The 14,341-nt window shown below is 72.4% G+C and carries 10 protein-coding genes; 4 read left to right on the forward strand and 6 right to left on the reverse strand.

The features are described from left to right. Positions 1 to 3: 3 nt before the first annotated feature. Both WME97_RS37980 and WME97_RS37985 read left to right on the forward strand, forming a co-directional pair. Positions 4 to 1,278: an IS91 family transposase gene (locus WME97_RS37980; RefSeq protein ID WP_437544988.1), complete on the forward strand. Its 1,275-nt coding sequence runs from the start codon at positions 4 to 6 to the stop codon at positions 1,276 to 1,278. A 953-nt stretch (positions 1,279 to 2,231) separates the two neighbouring features. Beyond that, complete coding sequence (locus WME97_RS37985; RefSeq protein ID WP_437544989.1) at positions 2,232 to 2,549, forward strand: putative quinol monooxygenase; 318 nt, start codon at positions 2,232 to 2,234, stop codon at positions 2,547 to 2,549. On the opposite strand, the gene WME97_RS37990 is transcribed toward WME97_RS37985, so the two are convergent. The 3 genes from WME97_RS37990 to WME97_RS38000 all read right to left on the reverse strand — a co-directional run bounded on the left by WME97_RS37990 (position 2,530) and on the right by WME97_RS38000 (position 8,614). Beyond that, positions 2,530 to 3,432 (reverse strand): LysR family transcriptional regulator, encoded by a 903-nt coding sequence (locus tag WME97_RS37990; protein ID WP_437544990.1) that lies wholly within the window; start codon positions 3,430 to 3,432, stop codon positions 2,530 to 2,532. The two genes, WME97_RS37985 and WME97_RS37990, sit on opposite strands and share 20 nt — an antisense overlap. Before the next feature lie 121 nt (positions 3,433 to 3,553). Beyond that, positions 3,554 to 4,354 (reverse strand): hypothetical protein, encoded by an 801-nt coding sequence (locus WME97_RS37995; protein ID WP_437544991.1) that lies wholly within the window; start codon positions 4,352 to 4,354, stop codon positions 3,554 to 3,556. A gap of 294 nt (positions 4,355 to 4,648) precedes the next feature. Further along, complete coding sequence (locus tag WME97_RS38000; protein WP_437544992.1) at positions 4,649 to 8,614, reverse strand: serine/threonine-protein kinase; 3,966 nt, start codon at positions 8,612 to 8,614, stop codon at positions 4,649 to 4,651. Between the two features lie 874 nt (positions 8,615 to 9,488). Between WME97_RS38000 and WME97_RS38005 the strand changes: the two genes are divergently transcribed. Then, a complete protein-coding gene (locus WME97_RS38005; protein WP_437544993.1) occupies positions 9,489 to 9,890 on the forward strand; it encodes a hypothetical protein in 402 nt (133 codons plus the stop codon). A gap of 206 nt (positions 9,891 to 10,096) precedes the next feature. On the opposite strand, the gene WME97_RS38010 is transcribed toward WME97_RS38005, so the two are convergent. After that, positions 10,097 to 10,549 (reverse strand): LamG domain-containing protein, encoded by a 453-nt coding sequence (locus tag WME97_RS38010; protein WP_437544994.1) that lies wholly within the window; start codon positions 10,547 to 10,549, stop codon positions 10,097 to 10,099. Positions 10,550 to 10,668: 119 nt separating this feature from the next. Continuing rightward, positions 10,669 to 10,959: a hypothetical protein gene (locus tag WME97_RS38015; RefSeq protein ID WP_437544995.1), complete on the reverse strand. Its 291-nt coding sequence runs from the start codon at positions 10,957 to 10,959 to the stop codon at positions 10,669 to 10,671. A gap of 422 nt (positions 10,960 to 11,381) precedes the next feature. Between WME97_RS38015 and WME97_RS38020 the strand changes: the two genes are divergently transcribed. Beyond that, entirely contained in the window at positions 11,382 to 13,418 is a 2,037-nt protein-coding gene (locus WME97_RS38020; protein ID WP_437544996.1) for a hypothetical protein, read from the forward strand. 13 nt (positions 13,419 to 13,431) lie between these two features. Here the strand turns inward: WME97_RS38020 and WME97_RS38025 are convergent, their stop codons facing one another. Then, positions 13,432 to 14,304 carry a DNA-formamidopyrimidine glycosylase family protein gene (locus WME97_RS38025; protein WP_437544997.1) on the reverse strand — a complete coding sequence of 291 codons (873 nt, stop codon included), beginning with the start codon at positions 14,302 to 14,304 and terminating at the stop codon, positions 13,432 to 13,434. Between the last annotated feature and the right edge of the window lie 37 nt (positions 14,305 to 14,341).

Below are 14,341 nucleotides of genomic sequence, written 5' to 3' on the forward strand. Positions count from 1 at the left end.
CGCGTGCACCCGCATCCCCCGGCGCCGCGGCCCACGGCGACGGGTAGGCCTCGGCTCGAGGTCGCGGATATCGTCCGCGCCCACGGCGAGGCCTACCTGCGCGCCCACGCCGTCTCCACCGCCCAGCGCAAGGTCCTGCGCGACATCGCTGCGTGCAGGACCGCGGTGCTGGGCGGCCATGTCGACGTGTGCACGAGCTGCGGCCACGAGCAGCCCTCGTACAACTCCTGCCGCAACCGCCACTGTCCCAAGTGCCAGAGCCTCAGCCAGGCCAGGTGGATCGCCGAGCGGCAGCAGCGCATCCTGCCGACGCACTACTTCCACGTCGTCTTCACGCTCCCGGCCGAGCTGCGCCCGCTGGCGCTCGTCAACCAGCAGAGGGTCTTCGATCTGCTCTTCCAGTGCGGCTCGCGGACCCTGCTCACGCTCGGCCGCGATCCCAAACGGCTCGGCGCCGACCTCGGTGTCACCGCCGTGCTGCACACCTGGAGCCGCAATCTCAGCTTCCATCCGCACCTGCACTGCATCGTCACCGGCGGCGGCCTCTCGCCCGACGGCTCGCGCTGGATCGAGGGGCGGCGCGGCTACCTCTTCCCTGTGCAGGTCCTCGGCAAGCTCTTCCGCGGCAAGTTGCTCGCCGCGCTTCGGCAGGCCTATGACGCCGGAGAGCTCGACCTGACCGGCGGGGCCGCCGCGCTGGCCAACCCCGCTGCCTTCGCTGCGCTGCTCGACGCGCTCTACCGCAAGCCCTGGGTGGTCTACGCCAAGCCGCCCTTCGCTGGGCCCGAGCAGGTCTTTGCCTACCTCGGTCGCTATACCCACCGTGTCGGGCTGTCCAATCACCGGCTGCGGTGGATGGATGAGCGCGGCGTGTGCTTCCGGACCCGCGGAGACAAGACCGTGACGCTCTCCGCAGACGAGTTTCTGCGTCGCTTCCTGATGCACGTGCTGCCACATCGCTTCGTGAAGATCCGACACTTCGGCCTGATGGCCGCGTGTCACGCCACCACCACGCTCGAGGTGGCACGCACGAGGATCCTGGCGGCGCGAGACGCAGGGCAGTGCGCTGTCGGGGGAGATGAGCACCGGGAAGGCAGCTCTTACGAGAACGAGCCCTCTGCGCGCCACGTCGTCAAGGTCGACTGGTGCACGCTGCTCGCCGAGCTCACGGGGATCGACCTGTCCATCTGTCCTCGCTGCGGTCAGGCTGCGATGGCTCGCCGCCCGCTGCCGTCGTGCGTCGTCGGCTCTTCCGCCGCCCCTCCGGACACGTCATGAGCATCGCTGGCCTGGGCAGAAGCGACAGCACCACCTCCGTTGCGCGGCGGTCAGGCATCGATCCGCCTTCTGCGCCGTCCACCTCGGCGGCGTGCGTGCTGCTGGGCCTCCATCGGCGCCGCGCTCTGCCTCGGCACGTCTGCGCCCAACGTCGTGGCGGCGGGATGCACCACGCGTGCGAGCCCCGCCGCGCCCGCCTTCTGCGGCCTTCTCGGGCAGGATCTCCATAGGCCTCGCGACCGCCTCGCCCGGCCGCGAACCGGCCCGGTCCAACCCGACGTTTGCGGGACTGCGCCGGGACCTCGCCGCCGCTGCTGCTCAGGCGCAGTCCCGCAAACGCCTATTCATTGCACGTCTGCGCCCAACGTCGTGGCGGCGGGATGCACCACGCGTGCGAGCCCCGCCGCGCCCGCCTTCTGCGGCCTTCTCGGGCAGGATCTCCATAGGCCTCGCGACCGCCTCGCCCGGCCGCGAACCGGCCCGGTCCAACCCGACGTTTGCGGGACTGCGCCGGGACCTCGCCGCCGCTGCTGCTCAGGCGCAGTCCCGCAAACGCCTATTCATTGGGCCCGCGTTGGGCCACGCCGGAAGACGACTCGGCCAAGCATCGGTCAGAACCCATTGAAATAATAGACATTTCTGCCGCTGGCGCCTCGGCGCCGGAGAGGTCCTCGCGGAACATCTCGACGAGGGCGTTGTGCTCGAGCGTCGGCATGACGCTCGACCTCGAGCACACCCCATGCCGGCGCGAAAACACGGCAGAACCCGAGGGGCGCTCCACCTCAGGGGGTGGCGCCGCCATGGCGGAGGGTCGCGGCCATCCCTCCGGTGAAGCGCCCATCCACGGCGCTGATGGATCCATCCAGAACATCGAATGGTCGGCCGGACGCCGATCGTTACAACTCTCTTCACCGAAGCGCGGCGCGCCGTGCGCCGCCGAAGAGGAGGATCTCATGACCGCTGCTTCCCCGACCGCCGTGACGCTCTCCCTCCTGGCCCGCATCGAGGCCAAGCCCGGCAAGGAGGCCGAGGTCGAGGCGCTCCTCCGCTCCGCCGTCGGCCTCGCCGCCGAGGAGCCGCGGACGATTCACTGGTTCGCGCTGCGCATCGGGCCGTCGACGTTCGGCATCTTCGATACCTTCGCGGACGAGGTGGGGCGCAAGGAGCACCTCGCGGGCCGCATCGCCGCAGCGCTCATGGCCAAGGCGCCGGAGCTGCTCGCCGCGCCGCCCGTCATCGAGCACGTGGACATCATCGCCGCGAAGGGTTGACCGGCCGCGCCCGGGCAGCGCGCGAGAGCAGCGCGTCCCAGAAGAGCTGCAAGCCCGGCGCCGGCGTGCGATCGCCCGAGCGCACCAGCGCGACGGTGCGACGGAGGGCCGGATCGACGAGCGGGCGCTGCGACGCGCCCGTCAGGAGCACCGAGTGCTCGGGCATGAAGGCAAAACCCAGCCCCGCGTGGACCAGGCTCTGGACCCAGTCCTCCCGATCGGTCCGGTACGCCGCGTACAGGTCCACGCGCCGCGCGGCGCACACGCCCGTCACCTGCTCGCGCATCTCGCAGGCGAGCCGATCGAGGTAGGGCTCGCCGTCCAGATCCTCGAGCCGCAGGCCCTCGCGCCCGGCCAGGTGGTGGCCGGGCGGGAGGACCACGACGTAGCGCTCCTCGAAGAGGGGCGCCACAACGCACCAGTCCGGGACAGCGTCGCCGAGGTTCGAGACGATGACGTCGACCTCGGCCTCCTCCAGCCGCCGCAGGAGCTCACCCTGCACGGCGACCGCGATCTCCAGCTCCACCCCCGGCGCCTCCGCGCGGAACGCCGCCAGCGAGCCCGCGAGCCGCGCGGGCCCGATGGTGCAGAGGATGCCCACACGGAGCGGCACCTGCTTGAGCCGCCGGTGGTTGTCCGCGATCACCTGGACGGCCTGCATCTCGTCCCGCAGCCGCTGGAGCCGCGGCAGCACGCGCTGCCCCAGCGCCGTGAGCTTGGCGCCGCCGCGCTCGCGCAGGACGAGCGGCCCGCCGAGCTCCTCCTCGAGCTTCTTGATGGCGGCCGTGAGCGCGGGCTGCGAGACCGCGCACCGCTCGGCCGCGCGCGTGAAGCTGCGGGTCTCGGTCACCGCAAGGAAATACCGGACCTGATGCATCTCCATGGCCGCGCATCTTCGCCCGGCGACGCCGCCCGCGCCAGGGAGGGCGGCGCGTTCGCTCGGCTCCGAGCAGGGCTGCCGAGGGAGAAGACGACCGGCGGCCCCCTCCTCGGGAGGGCGAGGGTCACCGCAGCGCGGTGGTGATCACATAGCGCGTCTCGCCGAACTCCGGATCATCGCATTCCTTGTAATACTCCCCGGAGCGGTTGAGCTTGCCGCAGGACTCCTTGCAGCGCCCGACGATCTCGATCATCCCGCAGCCCTCGAGATCGCCGTCGGCGTCGAGCTGGCCCGCGGCGCAGTCGCGCTTCGCCGCGCGCGCGACATCGACGTTCGCCGGGTTGTAACAGGCGCGCAGGTACGGCGTCTCCGTGAAGAGGTTCCCCCAGAAGGCCCCTTCGACATGAGGGTAATCGTCGAGCTCGTCGCACCCGACCTCGTGATGCAGCGGGTTCTGTCGGGAGCGCATCGAGATGCTGACCGAGACTCCATAACGGTTCGTGTGGGCGGCGAGGCACGCGGAGACCATCCGCTTGCCCTCTTCGTCGAGCGGGCGCCGGTCCCACCGGGGCGCGAGGCCGAGGTGTCCGGGATAGACCTCCTTGTGGGTCGCGCCCGCGCGGTCGGTCCAGGAGAAACGGAACGACTGCGACTCCTTGAGCGCGCAGCTGACCGTGTACTTCACGAGCGACCGGAAGAGATCGCCCCTCGCGCCAGGATCCCTGAGAGCGGAGGCCGCCACCGGGCTCAGCGCGTTCACGCTGAGCGCGTTGACGCTCAACGCATTCGCGCTCAGCGCATTCGCGCTCAGCGCATTCGCGCTCAGCGCATTGCCGGTCGCGAGCTCGTCAGCGCTCGAGCCGAGCTCCTCTGTTTCATCGCCCGCTTCGAGCGCCTGCTCGGGCGCGACGCAGCCGGTAGCCACGAAAAGGATGCCTGCGCACCCAAGTACAGCCCTGGTTTTCACGTGATGAGACCTCAGGTAGCGAGCCAAGGGGAGCGCCCACGCTCCCCGATCACAGCACGCCCTCCGGCGCGTCGCTCAACACAACGACAGCCGGGAACTCTCCACGTCAACGATCAGGGTACGGCAAACCACTTCGACTGTCAGCTATTAAATTGCACGTCCTCCGCGGATTCCTCCGCGGGACAGCAACGCTTCGTCACGTTCAGTCACGTTCGGCCACGTTCGGCCACGTTCAGTCACGTTCGGCCACATTCAGTTCCCGCGGTTCCGCCCGGCTCCGACCCACTGCGATGCGAGCTCCAGGGTGCGGGCGTTGTCCGGAACGTGTGAGAGAAAGCGCCCGCGCCACTCGGGATCGCGGACGCCGGCGGCCCGGTCGAGCAGCTTGTCGCGCGCCGAGGAGATGGCGACCGCCGCGCTGGCCGCGTCGCCGACCGCGGAGAACGCCTCCGCGTGGACCAGTCGGATCATCGACTCGCCCTCTTCGATCCCGCCGAGCGACTCGAGCGCTGCCAGCGCCTCGCCGGCGGCCGCGAGCGCCTCGGCGGCGCGCCCCAGCCCGATCAGCGCCCGGGCGCGGATCGCCATGGCCGTGACGCGGAACGGCGACGCGCTCTCCAGCGCCTCGGCGAGGCGCGCCTCGCGCTCCGCGCCCGCGAGGTCGCCGGCGAGCAGGGCTATCTTTGCGAGGTACGAGCGCGACACCACCTCGGCGCGCGGGTCGCCCAGCCGCTGGCTCGAGGCGAGGGCCGCCTCCTCGACGGCCCGCGCCTCGGCGAGCCTGCCGCGGTAGGCAAGGACCTGCCCGAGGCTGGCCTGCGCCGCCGCCGCCACCTCGTGCAGACCCATCCGCTCCGTGGCCTCCAGCACGGAGCGGAGCGCCGCCTCGGCGCCGCCGAAGTCGCCGAGCTCGCCGTAGGAATAGCCCAGGTTCGCGCGGGTGATGCACGCGTTGCGCCGGTCGCCGACCTGCTCGAACGCCACGAGCGCGGCCTCCAGGCCGGTGACGCAGGCGCCGGGATCGCCCCCGCTCATCGCGCGGAAGGCGCGCGCCTGGTGCAGCCCCGCGGCCACCTCGGCCCCCGTGCCGGCGCCGGTCGACGCCCCGTCGCCCATGGCGCGCTCCACCTCCGCGATGAGCCCGTCGACGATCGCAGGCCGTCCGGCGAAGGCCAGCGTCGAGGCGCCCATGCAGAGACAGGTGCTCCTCGCGCTCTCCGCGCCCTGCGAGGCGGTGACGACGACCGCCGCGCCCATCCACCGCTCCACGCGGTCGAAGCCGCCCAGCTTGCTCGCGGCCGCGACGGCCTGCGTGACGGCCGCGAACCACGGCGCCGAGCCGGGCGCGAGGTGCCGCGCCGCGTCCGTCCCCCGCTCCTCGGCCAGCGCGAGGTCGCCCCGCCATATGTGCGCCTCGGCCTGGACCAGCCGGAGCGCCCCCACCACCGCGGGCTCCGGCGCGCACTCGAGCCCGCGCTCGGCCCGCGCGATCGCGGCGCCGAGATCGTTGCCCTCCAGGGCGTGCTGCGCCGCGCGCAGGTACGCCGCCGCGGCCCGCGCGGGCACGGCGCCGCGCTCGAAGTGCTCCGCGAGCGCCATCGCGTCGGGCTCGCCCGCGCCCTCCAGCCAGGCGCCCGCCAGCGCGTGGCCCAGCCGCCGGTCGGCCTCCGTCAGCATCCCGTACGCCGCCTCGCGCACCAGCGCGTGCCGGAAGCGGTACTCGACCTCTCCCCGCAGCCGCCCGGGGCCGCGCCGGTGGACCACCTCGCGGCGCTCCAGCTCCGAGAGCCAGCGCGTCACCACCGCGCCCCCGAGCAGCGCGCTCACCGCGCTCGGCCAGAACGCCTGGCCGAACACGCTCGCGGCCCGCAGCACGCGCCGCGCCTCGGCGTCGAGCGCCTCGATGCGCGCCTGCACCATCGCCAGCACCGTCTCCGGCAGGTCCGCGCCGTGGCCGGCCGCCACCGCCCGGACCTGCTCCTCCAGGTAGAACGGGTTGCCGTCCGCCCGGTCCACCAGCGTGGCCACGAGCTCCGCGCGCGCGTCGTCGCCCAGCGCGGCGCGCACCAGCCGCTCGCTCGCCCGGCGCGTGAGCGGCGGCAGCATCATCTGGTTGCCGAAGCGCCCCTGAGACAGCCCCGGAAAGGCCTCGTGCACCTCGGGCCGGGCCAGCCCCAGCACCAGGAACGGCAGATCCCGCAGGCTCCGGAGCGCCGCCTCCACCATCGTCAGGGTGGGCAGGTCGCCCCACTGCAGGTCCTCGAGGATCAGCAGCACGGGCTGCCTCGCGCACTCGGCCCGGATGAACTCCTCCCACGACAGCCGCAGCTGATCGCCCATCAGCTGCCGGTTGCGCCGCGCCGCGCCGACCCGGATGTCGTCGTCCGGGAACGGCGCGCCCAGGAGCTCGCCAAGGAAGGCGCTGACGCGCCCCACGTCGAGCTCCGGGTGCCGCTCGACCCGCGCCCTCACCTTGCGCCGCCGCTCCTCCAGCGGCTCGCCGTCGACGATGCCCATCGCGCTCCGCAGCGCGCGCGACAGGAGGCCGAACGCCGAGCCCGAGCTCATCGGGTCCCCCTGCCCGACCCACACCTCCACGGGAGCGCCGTCCGCCAGGTCGGCGCCGCCCCCGCCGCGCGCGCGGTCGGCCGCTCGCGCGTTGCGCGCCGACACCGTCTCGAGGAACTCCTGCCGCAGCCGCGATTTGCCCATGCCGGCCGCCGCGACCACCAGCAGCGCGCCGGAGGTCGACTCCTCGATGCTCCGATCGAGCTCCGCGGTCAGCACCGCGAGCTCCCGCTCCCGCCCGAAGCACGCCACCGGCTTGCCGAGCAGCGCCGGCGCCAGCGTCACCTTGAGGTCGTCCCGCGCCCCGTGGAGGAAGCGCGCGCCGCCCTCGGAGCTCGTCTCGAACCGGCCGCCCAGCAGCCCCGCCGTCACCTCGTCGATGCGCACCGCGGCGACCGCGCCCGGCTCGCCGCGCGACGGCAGGAGCTGGACCGCCCGGTCGATGAGCTCGCCCATCGGGATGCGCGACGTCAGCTCGGCCCGGCCGGTCACGAGCGAGACCTGCGCGCCCCCGAGCAATGCGCGCAGCGACAGCGCGCAGCGCGCGGCCTGCGCGGCGAGATCGGTGGCCGCCTCGGCGCTCGTCAGCACGAGCAGCGGCGATCTCGCGTCGATGAGCTCGATCTGGCCCTGGTAGCGCTCGGCGAGCGCGTAGAGCTCGTCGGCGCGGCCCGTCGCCCGCGCGTGCTCCTCCTCCTGCGAGCGCGTCACCTCCTCGGGCGCCGAGCGCTCGTGCGCGAGCACGAGGCACGTGACGCGCCGCTCGCTGCTCGTGAGCTCCAGGACGGGCGCCAGCGCGGCAGGGTAGGCGCCGTCCGCCGCGCCGGCGCGGCTGAGGTCGATCGCGCGGAGCTCCTCGGCGACGGCCGCGCCGTCGCGGGGGCGCCCGTCTGGCTGCTTCGCGAGCATCCTGGTGACGAGGGCGTCGAGGTCGTCCGGCAAGTCCGGGCGGACCTCGCGGAGGCGCGGCGGCTCGTCGAGCAGCACCTTGACCATCACGGCGAGCGCCCCGGCGCCCTGGAAGGCAGCGCGCCCGGTGAGGCACTTGAAGAGCACGCAGCCGAGCGCGAACACGTCGGCGCGGGCGTCGACGCGCCGCTCACCGCGCGCCTGCTCGGGCGCCATGTACTCCGGGGTCCCGAGGACGGTGCCCGGCAGGGTGAGCTGCTGGTCGATCCGGAAGCGCGCGATCCCGAAGTCGAGCACCATCGCGCGATCGAGCCGCCCCTCGACGAGGAGCAGGTTGCTCGGCTTGAGGTCCCGGTGCACGACGCCCTGCCCGTGGAGGGCGCCGAGCGTCTCCGCGATCCGCGCGACGACGTCGACGCTCTCGGCGGGGGTGAGCCCTCGCCGCGCGATGCGCTCGGCGAGCGTCTCCCCGGCGAGCCACTCCATCACCAGATACGGCTTGCCGCCCGCCGCGACGCCGTGGGCGATGTACCGGACGACGCCGGGGACGCGCAGCGCCGAGAGCGCCTCCACCTCGCAGGAGAAGCGGCTGAGCTCACCCTTGTCGGCGCGGCGAAGCACCTTGAGAGCCACCGTGTCGCCGCTTCGCCGGTCGCGCGCCCGGTAGACGTGCCCCATCCCGCCCGAGCCCGCGAGGCCCTCGATCTGGAACCGCTCGTCGACGATCTCTCCGACGCGCATCAACGGCCGTGAATCCAGCGATATCACGCGCGCCGCCCTCCTGGTCTGGATACAGGCCCGGGATGGTATGGCGACTCACCTCCACGGCGGTCGCGACCGGATCGAACGCGCGATGCGGCGCGTCAGGGCTGGAGTCTCACGAAGAACACGCCGGGGCGCTCGGGGAGGACCGGCTCCGCGCACGCGCTGGCCGCCCGCCGGCGCGAACGAGGGTTCTCGACGGATACGTGCGTGTGCGCAGGCCGTCCGGGTGGTGCGCCGAGCGCGGGTAAGCCATCGACGACGAGGGCGCCCGTGATGGGGGAACGGCGCCGGCGCCGGAGAGGGCGCCCCGGGTGCCGTGTTCTGCGGGCTCGGTTCAAGGCATCTGAAAGGCATCCAAGGGCGCATCGCCCCCTGTCGATAAGCTACGTAGTCGCGTCCTGTCGATGGGTCGGTCTGGCGCATCGCGGCCCTCGTCATCGCGCCGGCGAGGAGACCTCGCCTGCGCCATCGACGAACGCGAGACGCCGCCCACGGCGCCCTGGGTGGGCGCGCTCGAGCGGCAAGGAGGCGGCGCGCGCCCGGAGGGCGGCCCTGAGGCGCGCTCGCCGGCGGCCCGGCACTCCGCCCGCGGCGTGGTGTCAGGACGTCCGCGCGGTGCGAGCGAGGACGGAGACGGCGCTGGGCGGACATCATGAATGAAGTTTTTCTCTCCTGACGTTATCTTCGCCTCGGCGGCGTTTGCGATGAAGATCTTGTGCCCCGACGCCGTCTCCGCCTGGGTGGCGTTCGCGAGCTGGCTCGGCGCCCAAGGTGGCTGTTGACTTCCACCCGCGGAGCTGCAATGTCTCTCGCTGCGCTTGCCCTTACCCACAGGAGACGTCGGATGTCGATGAGCAAGAAGCTGATGAGTGCCGTGTTGATGACCGTCGGCATTGGCTTTGCTGGAGCCGCGTGGGCCGCTGGCGGGACCGCGGACCTCCCCGCATCCGTCGCCGAGAAGAAGGATTTCGGCTGCGGTGCAAAAGGACAGAAGGCCTGTCCGATGCAGGGCTGGATGAAGACGGTGATGCAGTCGGCGACCACGAGCGGCGACGGCGCGAAGATCGCGGAGGCGCTGAAGTACGTGGCGGCGAGGCCGCCGAAGGGCATGGACAAGTGGGTCGCGATCTCGAACGACGGCATCGAGAAGGCCAAGAAGGGCGACATCGACGGTGCCAAGGCGAGCTGCAAGGCCTGCCACGATCTGTACAAGGCGGAGTACAAAGAGAAGCTCCGCGACGCCGCTTTCTGAGGCGCTTCTCTCCTCTTTAGCCCTCTTCCCTCCCTCCACTCTTCCTTGCGCGCGCCGAGAGCGCGCCTTCTTGCGGCAGCCCTGGCCGGTCACGCCGGGGCTCGCCTGCCGCTGAGCGGCGCCGGCCATGAAGCCGGCCCGCAGCGGCGGCCATGAGCCGACCCGCGGGCCAGAGCCCCCGTCGGGTGCGCGCCGGACGGCGCAGATCAGCAGCCGCCGCCAGCAGCCGCGCAGATCTCCTGGGGCGTGAGCGTCCGGCCGAAGATGCGGAGGCTGTCGAGCAGCCCGTTGAACTCGTCTTCCCCCGAGGGCTCGTCCGAGCCGATGTGGACGGGCTGTTCGCCGGAGGCGATCACCGGGCCAGAGGGGCTCCGGTCGACCTCGACGCCGTTCACGTAGAGGCTCTGCGTCTGGCCATCAGAGAGACAGGCGACGTGCGTCCACTGCCCGGGAACGATGGGGTAAGCCACGTTCCGCTCGACGCCCATGGTGCAGCGGATCTGTCCGCCCGGCATCAGGAAGAGCGAAGGCTTCCCGCCGCTGTCGATCACGGTGTATCGCCGCTTCTCGGGGAGAGAGGCGGGGTTGATCCAGACATCGATGGTCATCGCGGAGGCGGTCCATGCGGCGTCGTGGCGGAAGTAGAGTTTGCTCCCCATCTTCACCGAGAGCGCCTGCCCGGCCCGGCCAGGCGCGTAGTGCAGGCTGCGCACCCGCTCGGGCGTGAAGTGATGCTGCGAGGCGTCGTCGGGGTTCCCCTCGAACGCGAAGCACGCGATCAGCGATGGAGCTGCCGCCCCGCACAGCGGCTTGGGAGCGCCGCCGGGCTCTTCGACCTGAGTGCCGCCGGGTTCTTCGACCGGATCCCCGCCGGGCTGTTCGACCTGATCGCCGCCGGGTTCTTCCGTCGGCGTTCCGCCGGGTTCTTCCGCCGGCCCGCCGCCAGGCTCTTCGACGGGAGCGCCGCCCGGCTCTTCGACGGGAGCGCCGTCAGGCTGTCCGGCGATGGCTCCGCCGGGTTCTCCAGCGGGATCGCCGCCAGGTCCTCCGGGTTGAGCTTCGGATTCACCTGACCCGCCTGTGCCTCTCGTGTCGAGGGCGCAGCCAGGCAGCGACAGAAGAAGCACGGCGACGCCGGCCAGGCGATGTGCAGAGTGATAAGATTTGCAAAGCATGCTGCGTTTCCTGCGGGGCGCTCAGCGTAGCTCAGAACGCCGCTCCCTGTCACCGTGCCTCGCACGGAGGCTCGACTCGCGCCGGCGCGCCACGCGACGATGCAGTGAGAAGAAAAATGCACCACAGAGGCGCAGAAGACGAGGCGCGGAGTGCATGGCGGTCGCTCGCTGCTCTCTCCTGTGAAGCCTCCGCGTCTCCTGGGTCGCGTTCGAGCAAAGAGAAGACCGTGAGCGCGGACGGGTCGGCGTTTTTTTACGGTGGTGGACGACAAGTAGACTGTTGCTCGACGTCGTGCCCCGGTTCATGGACGGATTCATGGACCGACACGGGGCTCCGCTCCTGCTGCTCACGGCGACGTGGCTCCTGGCTGGCTGCGACAGGGAGGCCCCCCCACCTCGGCCGGACGCGACGCCTGACGGCGGCGGAGGAGGAGGGGCGGCCGCGCCGGGGTGCGCGGCCGGCGAGGGCACGACCGATTCTGGGTGCGAGCCCGCGGGCATCCCGCCCGAGGCCTGCGGCGCCGGCTTCACGCCGGGCGACCGAGCGTGCGCGCCTGTCCTGCCGGATGCCCCCTGCCCTGCGGGGACGATGGCCGTGCCGGGGGAGACCTCCTGTCGCGAGGTCGCGCCGTGCGGTGAGGCGCCATGGGGCGACATCGCCCTGGACGAGGAGACACAGCACGTCGACGGCGCCTATGCAGGGGGCGACTCCGATGGCACGCCGGAGAGGCCGTGGACGACCGTCGGCGAGGGCCTCCGCGCGACCGCGCCCGGCGCGGTCGTCGCGATCGCCGCGGGGACGTATCCAGAGGACGTGATCGTCGACAAGCCAGTACGGCTGTGGGGGAGGTGCCCGGCGCTCGTCGAGATCGCCGGGGCGGGGCCGGACACGGCCGCGGCCATCGAAGTCGGCGCGGGCGCCGACGCGGCCGAGATACGGGGCGTCGCGATCCGCAGCGCGGGGCAAGGTATCCTGGTCTCGGGCTCGAGCGGCGTCGTGATCGACGAGGTCTGGGTGGCCGGCGCGGGCGCCCAGGGCATCAAGGTGGACAACGAGCAAGGCCCGGCGGCGCTCACCGTCCGTGGCTCGCTCGTCGAAGGGGCTCATCGGGTCGGGGTGCACAGCGCGGGCGCCGAGCTCGCCCTCGAGTCGTCCGTCGTGCGAGGAACCCTCGAGTCCGGCGAGGTCGAGGGGACGGGCGTCGGCGCGAACAGGGGAGAGGGCAACACGGCCGCCTCGATCACGATACGCGCACCCATCGTCGAGCAGAGCCACGGAACCGGCGTGTACCTCATCGCCTCCGAGGCGCTCGTCGAGGACAGCGTGATCCGCGACAGCACCGGAATCGACACCAACGCCGCCGGGATGGGCGTGCTGGCCATCCGGAACAGCCGGGGCCAGCCGAGCCAGGTGACCTTGAGGCGCAGCGTCCTCGAGGCCAACGAGGAGGCGGGGATCTGGGTCCAGGGCTCGTCCGCCGTCGTCGAGGATACGGTCGTGCGCGACACGCGGCCTTACCCGGACAAGCTGGCGACGGGGTGGGGCATCTACATCGCCGCCGACCTCGAGGAGGGCCTGCGCTCCGAGGCGACCCTGCAACGCGTGGTCGTCGAGCAGAGCCGCTACGTGGGCGTCGCGATCCTGAGCTCAGACGCCTCGCTCGACGGCGTGCTCGTGCGCGACACCCTGCCGCGCGACGGGGACGGGAAGCACGGCGTCGGGCTCGCGGTGGCCTCCCGCGGCCCGCTGCGCGGCGACGTCACGGCGCGCGGCTCCGTCGTCGAGGGGAGCCACACCGCGGGTGTCTTCATCGAGGGCGCCGACGCGACGCTGGAGCGGGTCGCGGTCCGCCGCACGCTCCCGCAGGCGTCGGACGGGCGTTTCGGCCGCGGGATCGAGGTCCACGCGCTCGACCCGCCGGACGGGCGGAGCGGCCTCGTGCTCCGGTCGTCGCTCGTCGAGGAGAGCGTCGATTCGGGGCTCGCCCTCTTCGGATCCGTGGCCACCCTGGAGGAGACGACGATCCGCGGCACGCGGAGCTCAGCCGACGGGCTCCAGGGAAACGGCGTCACGATCGTCAAGGACCCCGGCGACTCGGAGGCCACGTTGACCAGCGTGCGCATCGAGGCGAGCGACGGCGCCGCCGTCGCGAGCTTCGGCGCCTCGGTGGCGCTCGCGCGCAGCACCATCGAGTGCAACTTCATCGATCTCAACGTCGAGACGGAGAGCGGCACGGCGGGCAAGATCACCGACGGCGGCCAGAACCAGTGCGGCTGTCAGGGCGTGAGCATCCCGTGCAGGGCGAAGAGCGCGGGGCTCGCGCCGCCGGAGCCGCTGCCGGAAGCGCTGTGACGCCGGCCTCGCCTCAGCCCGGCTCCCGCCGGGCGCGGCGCGGATCCCCCGCTGCGCTCCTCCGCGCCTCCGGCTGGCAGGCCGGGCAGAAGATCGCGTCGTGCCCGTGGACGCTCGCGCGACGGAGCTTGTCGCCGCAGCGCGGGCACGGCTGGCCCGGGCGCCCGCGGACCTTGAGGAAGTCCCGCAGCCGCTCGTCCAGCGCCGGCGCGCGCCGGGCGATCGTCCGGGTCGCGTCGCCGAGGACACGGGCGATCGCCACGTGCAGGCGGTCGGTCTCCTCCTCGGAGAGGCTCTGGACCGTCGCCTTCGGGTGGATCCTTGCCTCGAAGAGCACCTCGTCGGCGTACGAGTCTCCCATGGAGTCGAGCGCCGTCCCGTCCATCAGGAAATCCTTGGCGAGGTCGCGCCGCCCGCGCGCGGCGGCGCGGAACGCCTCCTGCGTGAACACCCGGGGATCGAGGACGTCGAGGCCGACGCGCTGGAGCCCGGGGATCCTGTCGAAATCGCCCCGCGCGAGCACGTGGACCTTGCTCATCTGCACGTCGTCTCGGACCCTGAGCTCGCGGCCGTCCCCGAGGGTCAGCGAGAAGGCGAGATCGGTCGGAATCCGCGTCTCTCCTGGCCGCGTGATCGAGAACCGCCCTGCCAGCATCGGGGAGATCACGAGATCGAACGCGCGCGCCCCGTCGAGCTCGAAGACCACGGCGTGCGCCCGCCGCGCCACGCGCCGGATCTCCGCGCCCGGCAAGAGCGCGTCGAGGCGCTCCGGGAGCAGGACGTGCAGCACCACCGAGTTCTCGGCCCGCGCCGCGGCCACGGCCGCGCCCGCGAGCTCGCGCGCGAGGATCGGAACGACGTACTCCAGGTCCGGGCGCTCGGGCACGCCTCCAGGATACAGATCTCGCCACGAAGATCGCGCG

It is taken from the genome of Sorangium sp. So ce367, assembly GCF_051520455.1.
GTDB lineage: Bacteria > Myxococcota_A > Polyangia > Polyangiales > Polyangiaceae > Sorangium > Sorangium cellulosum_B.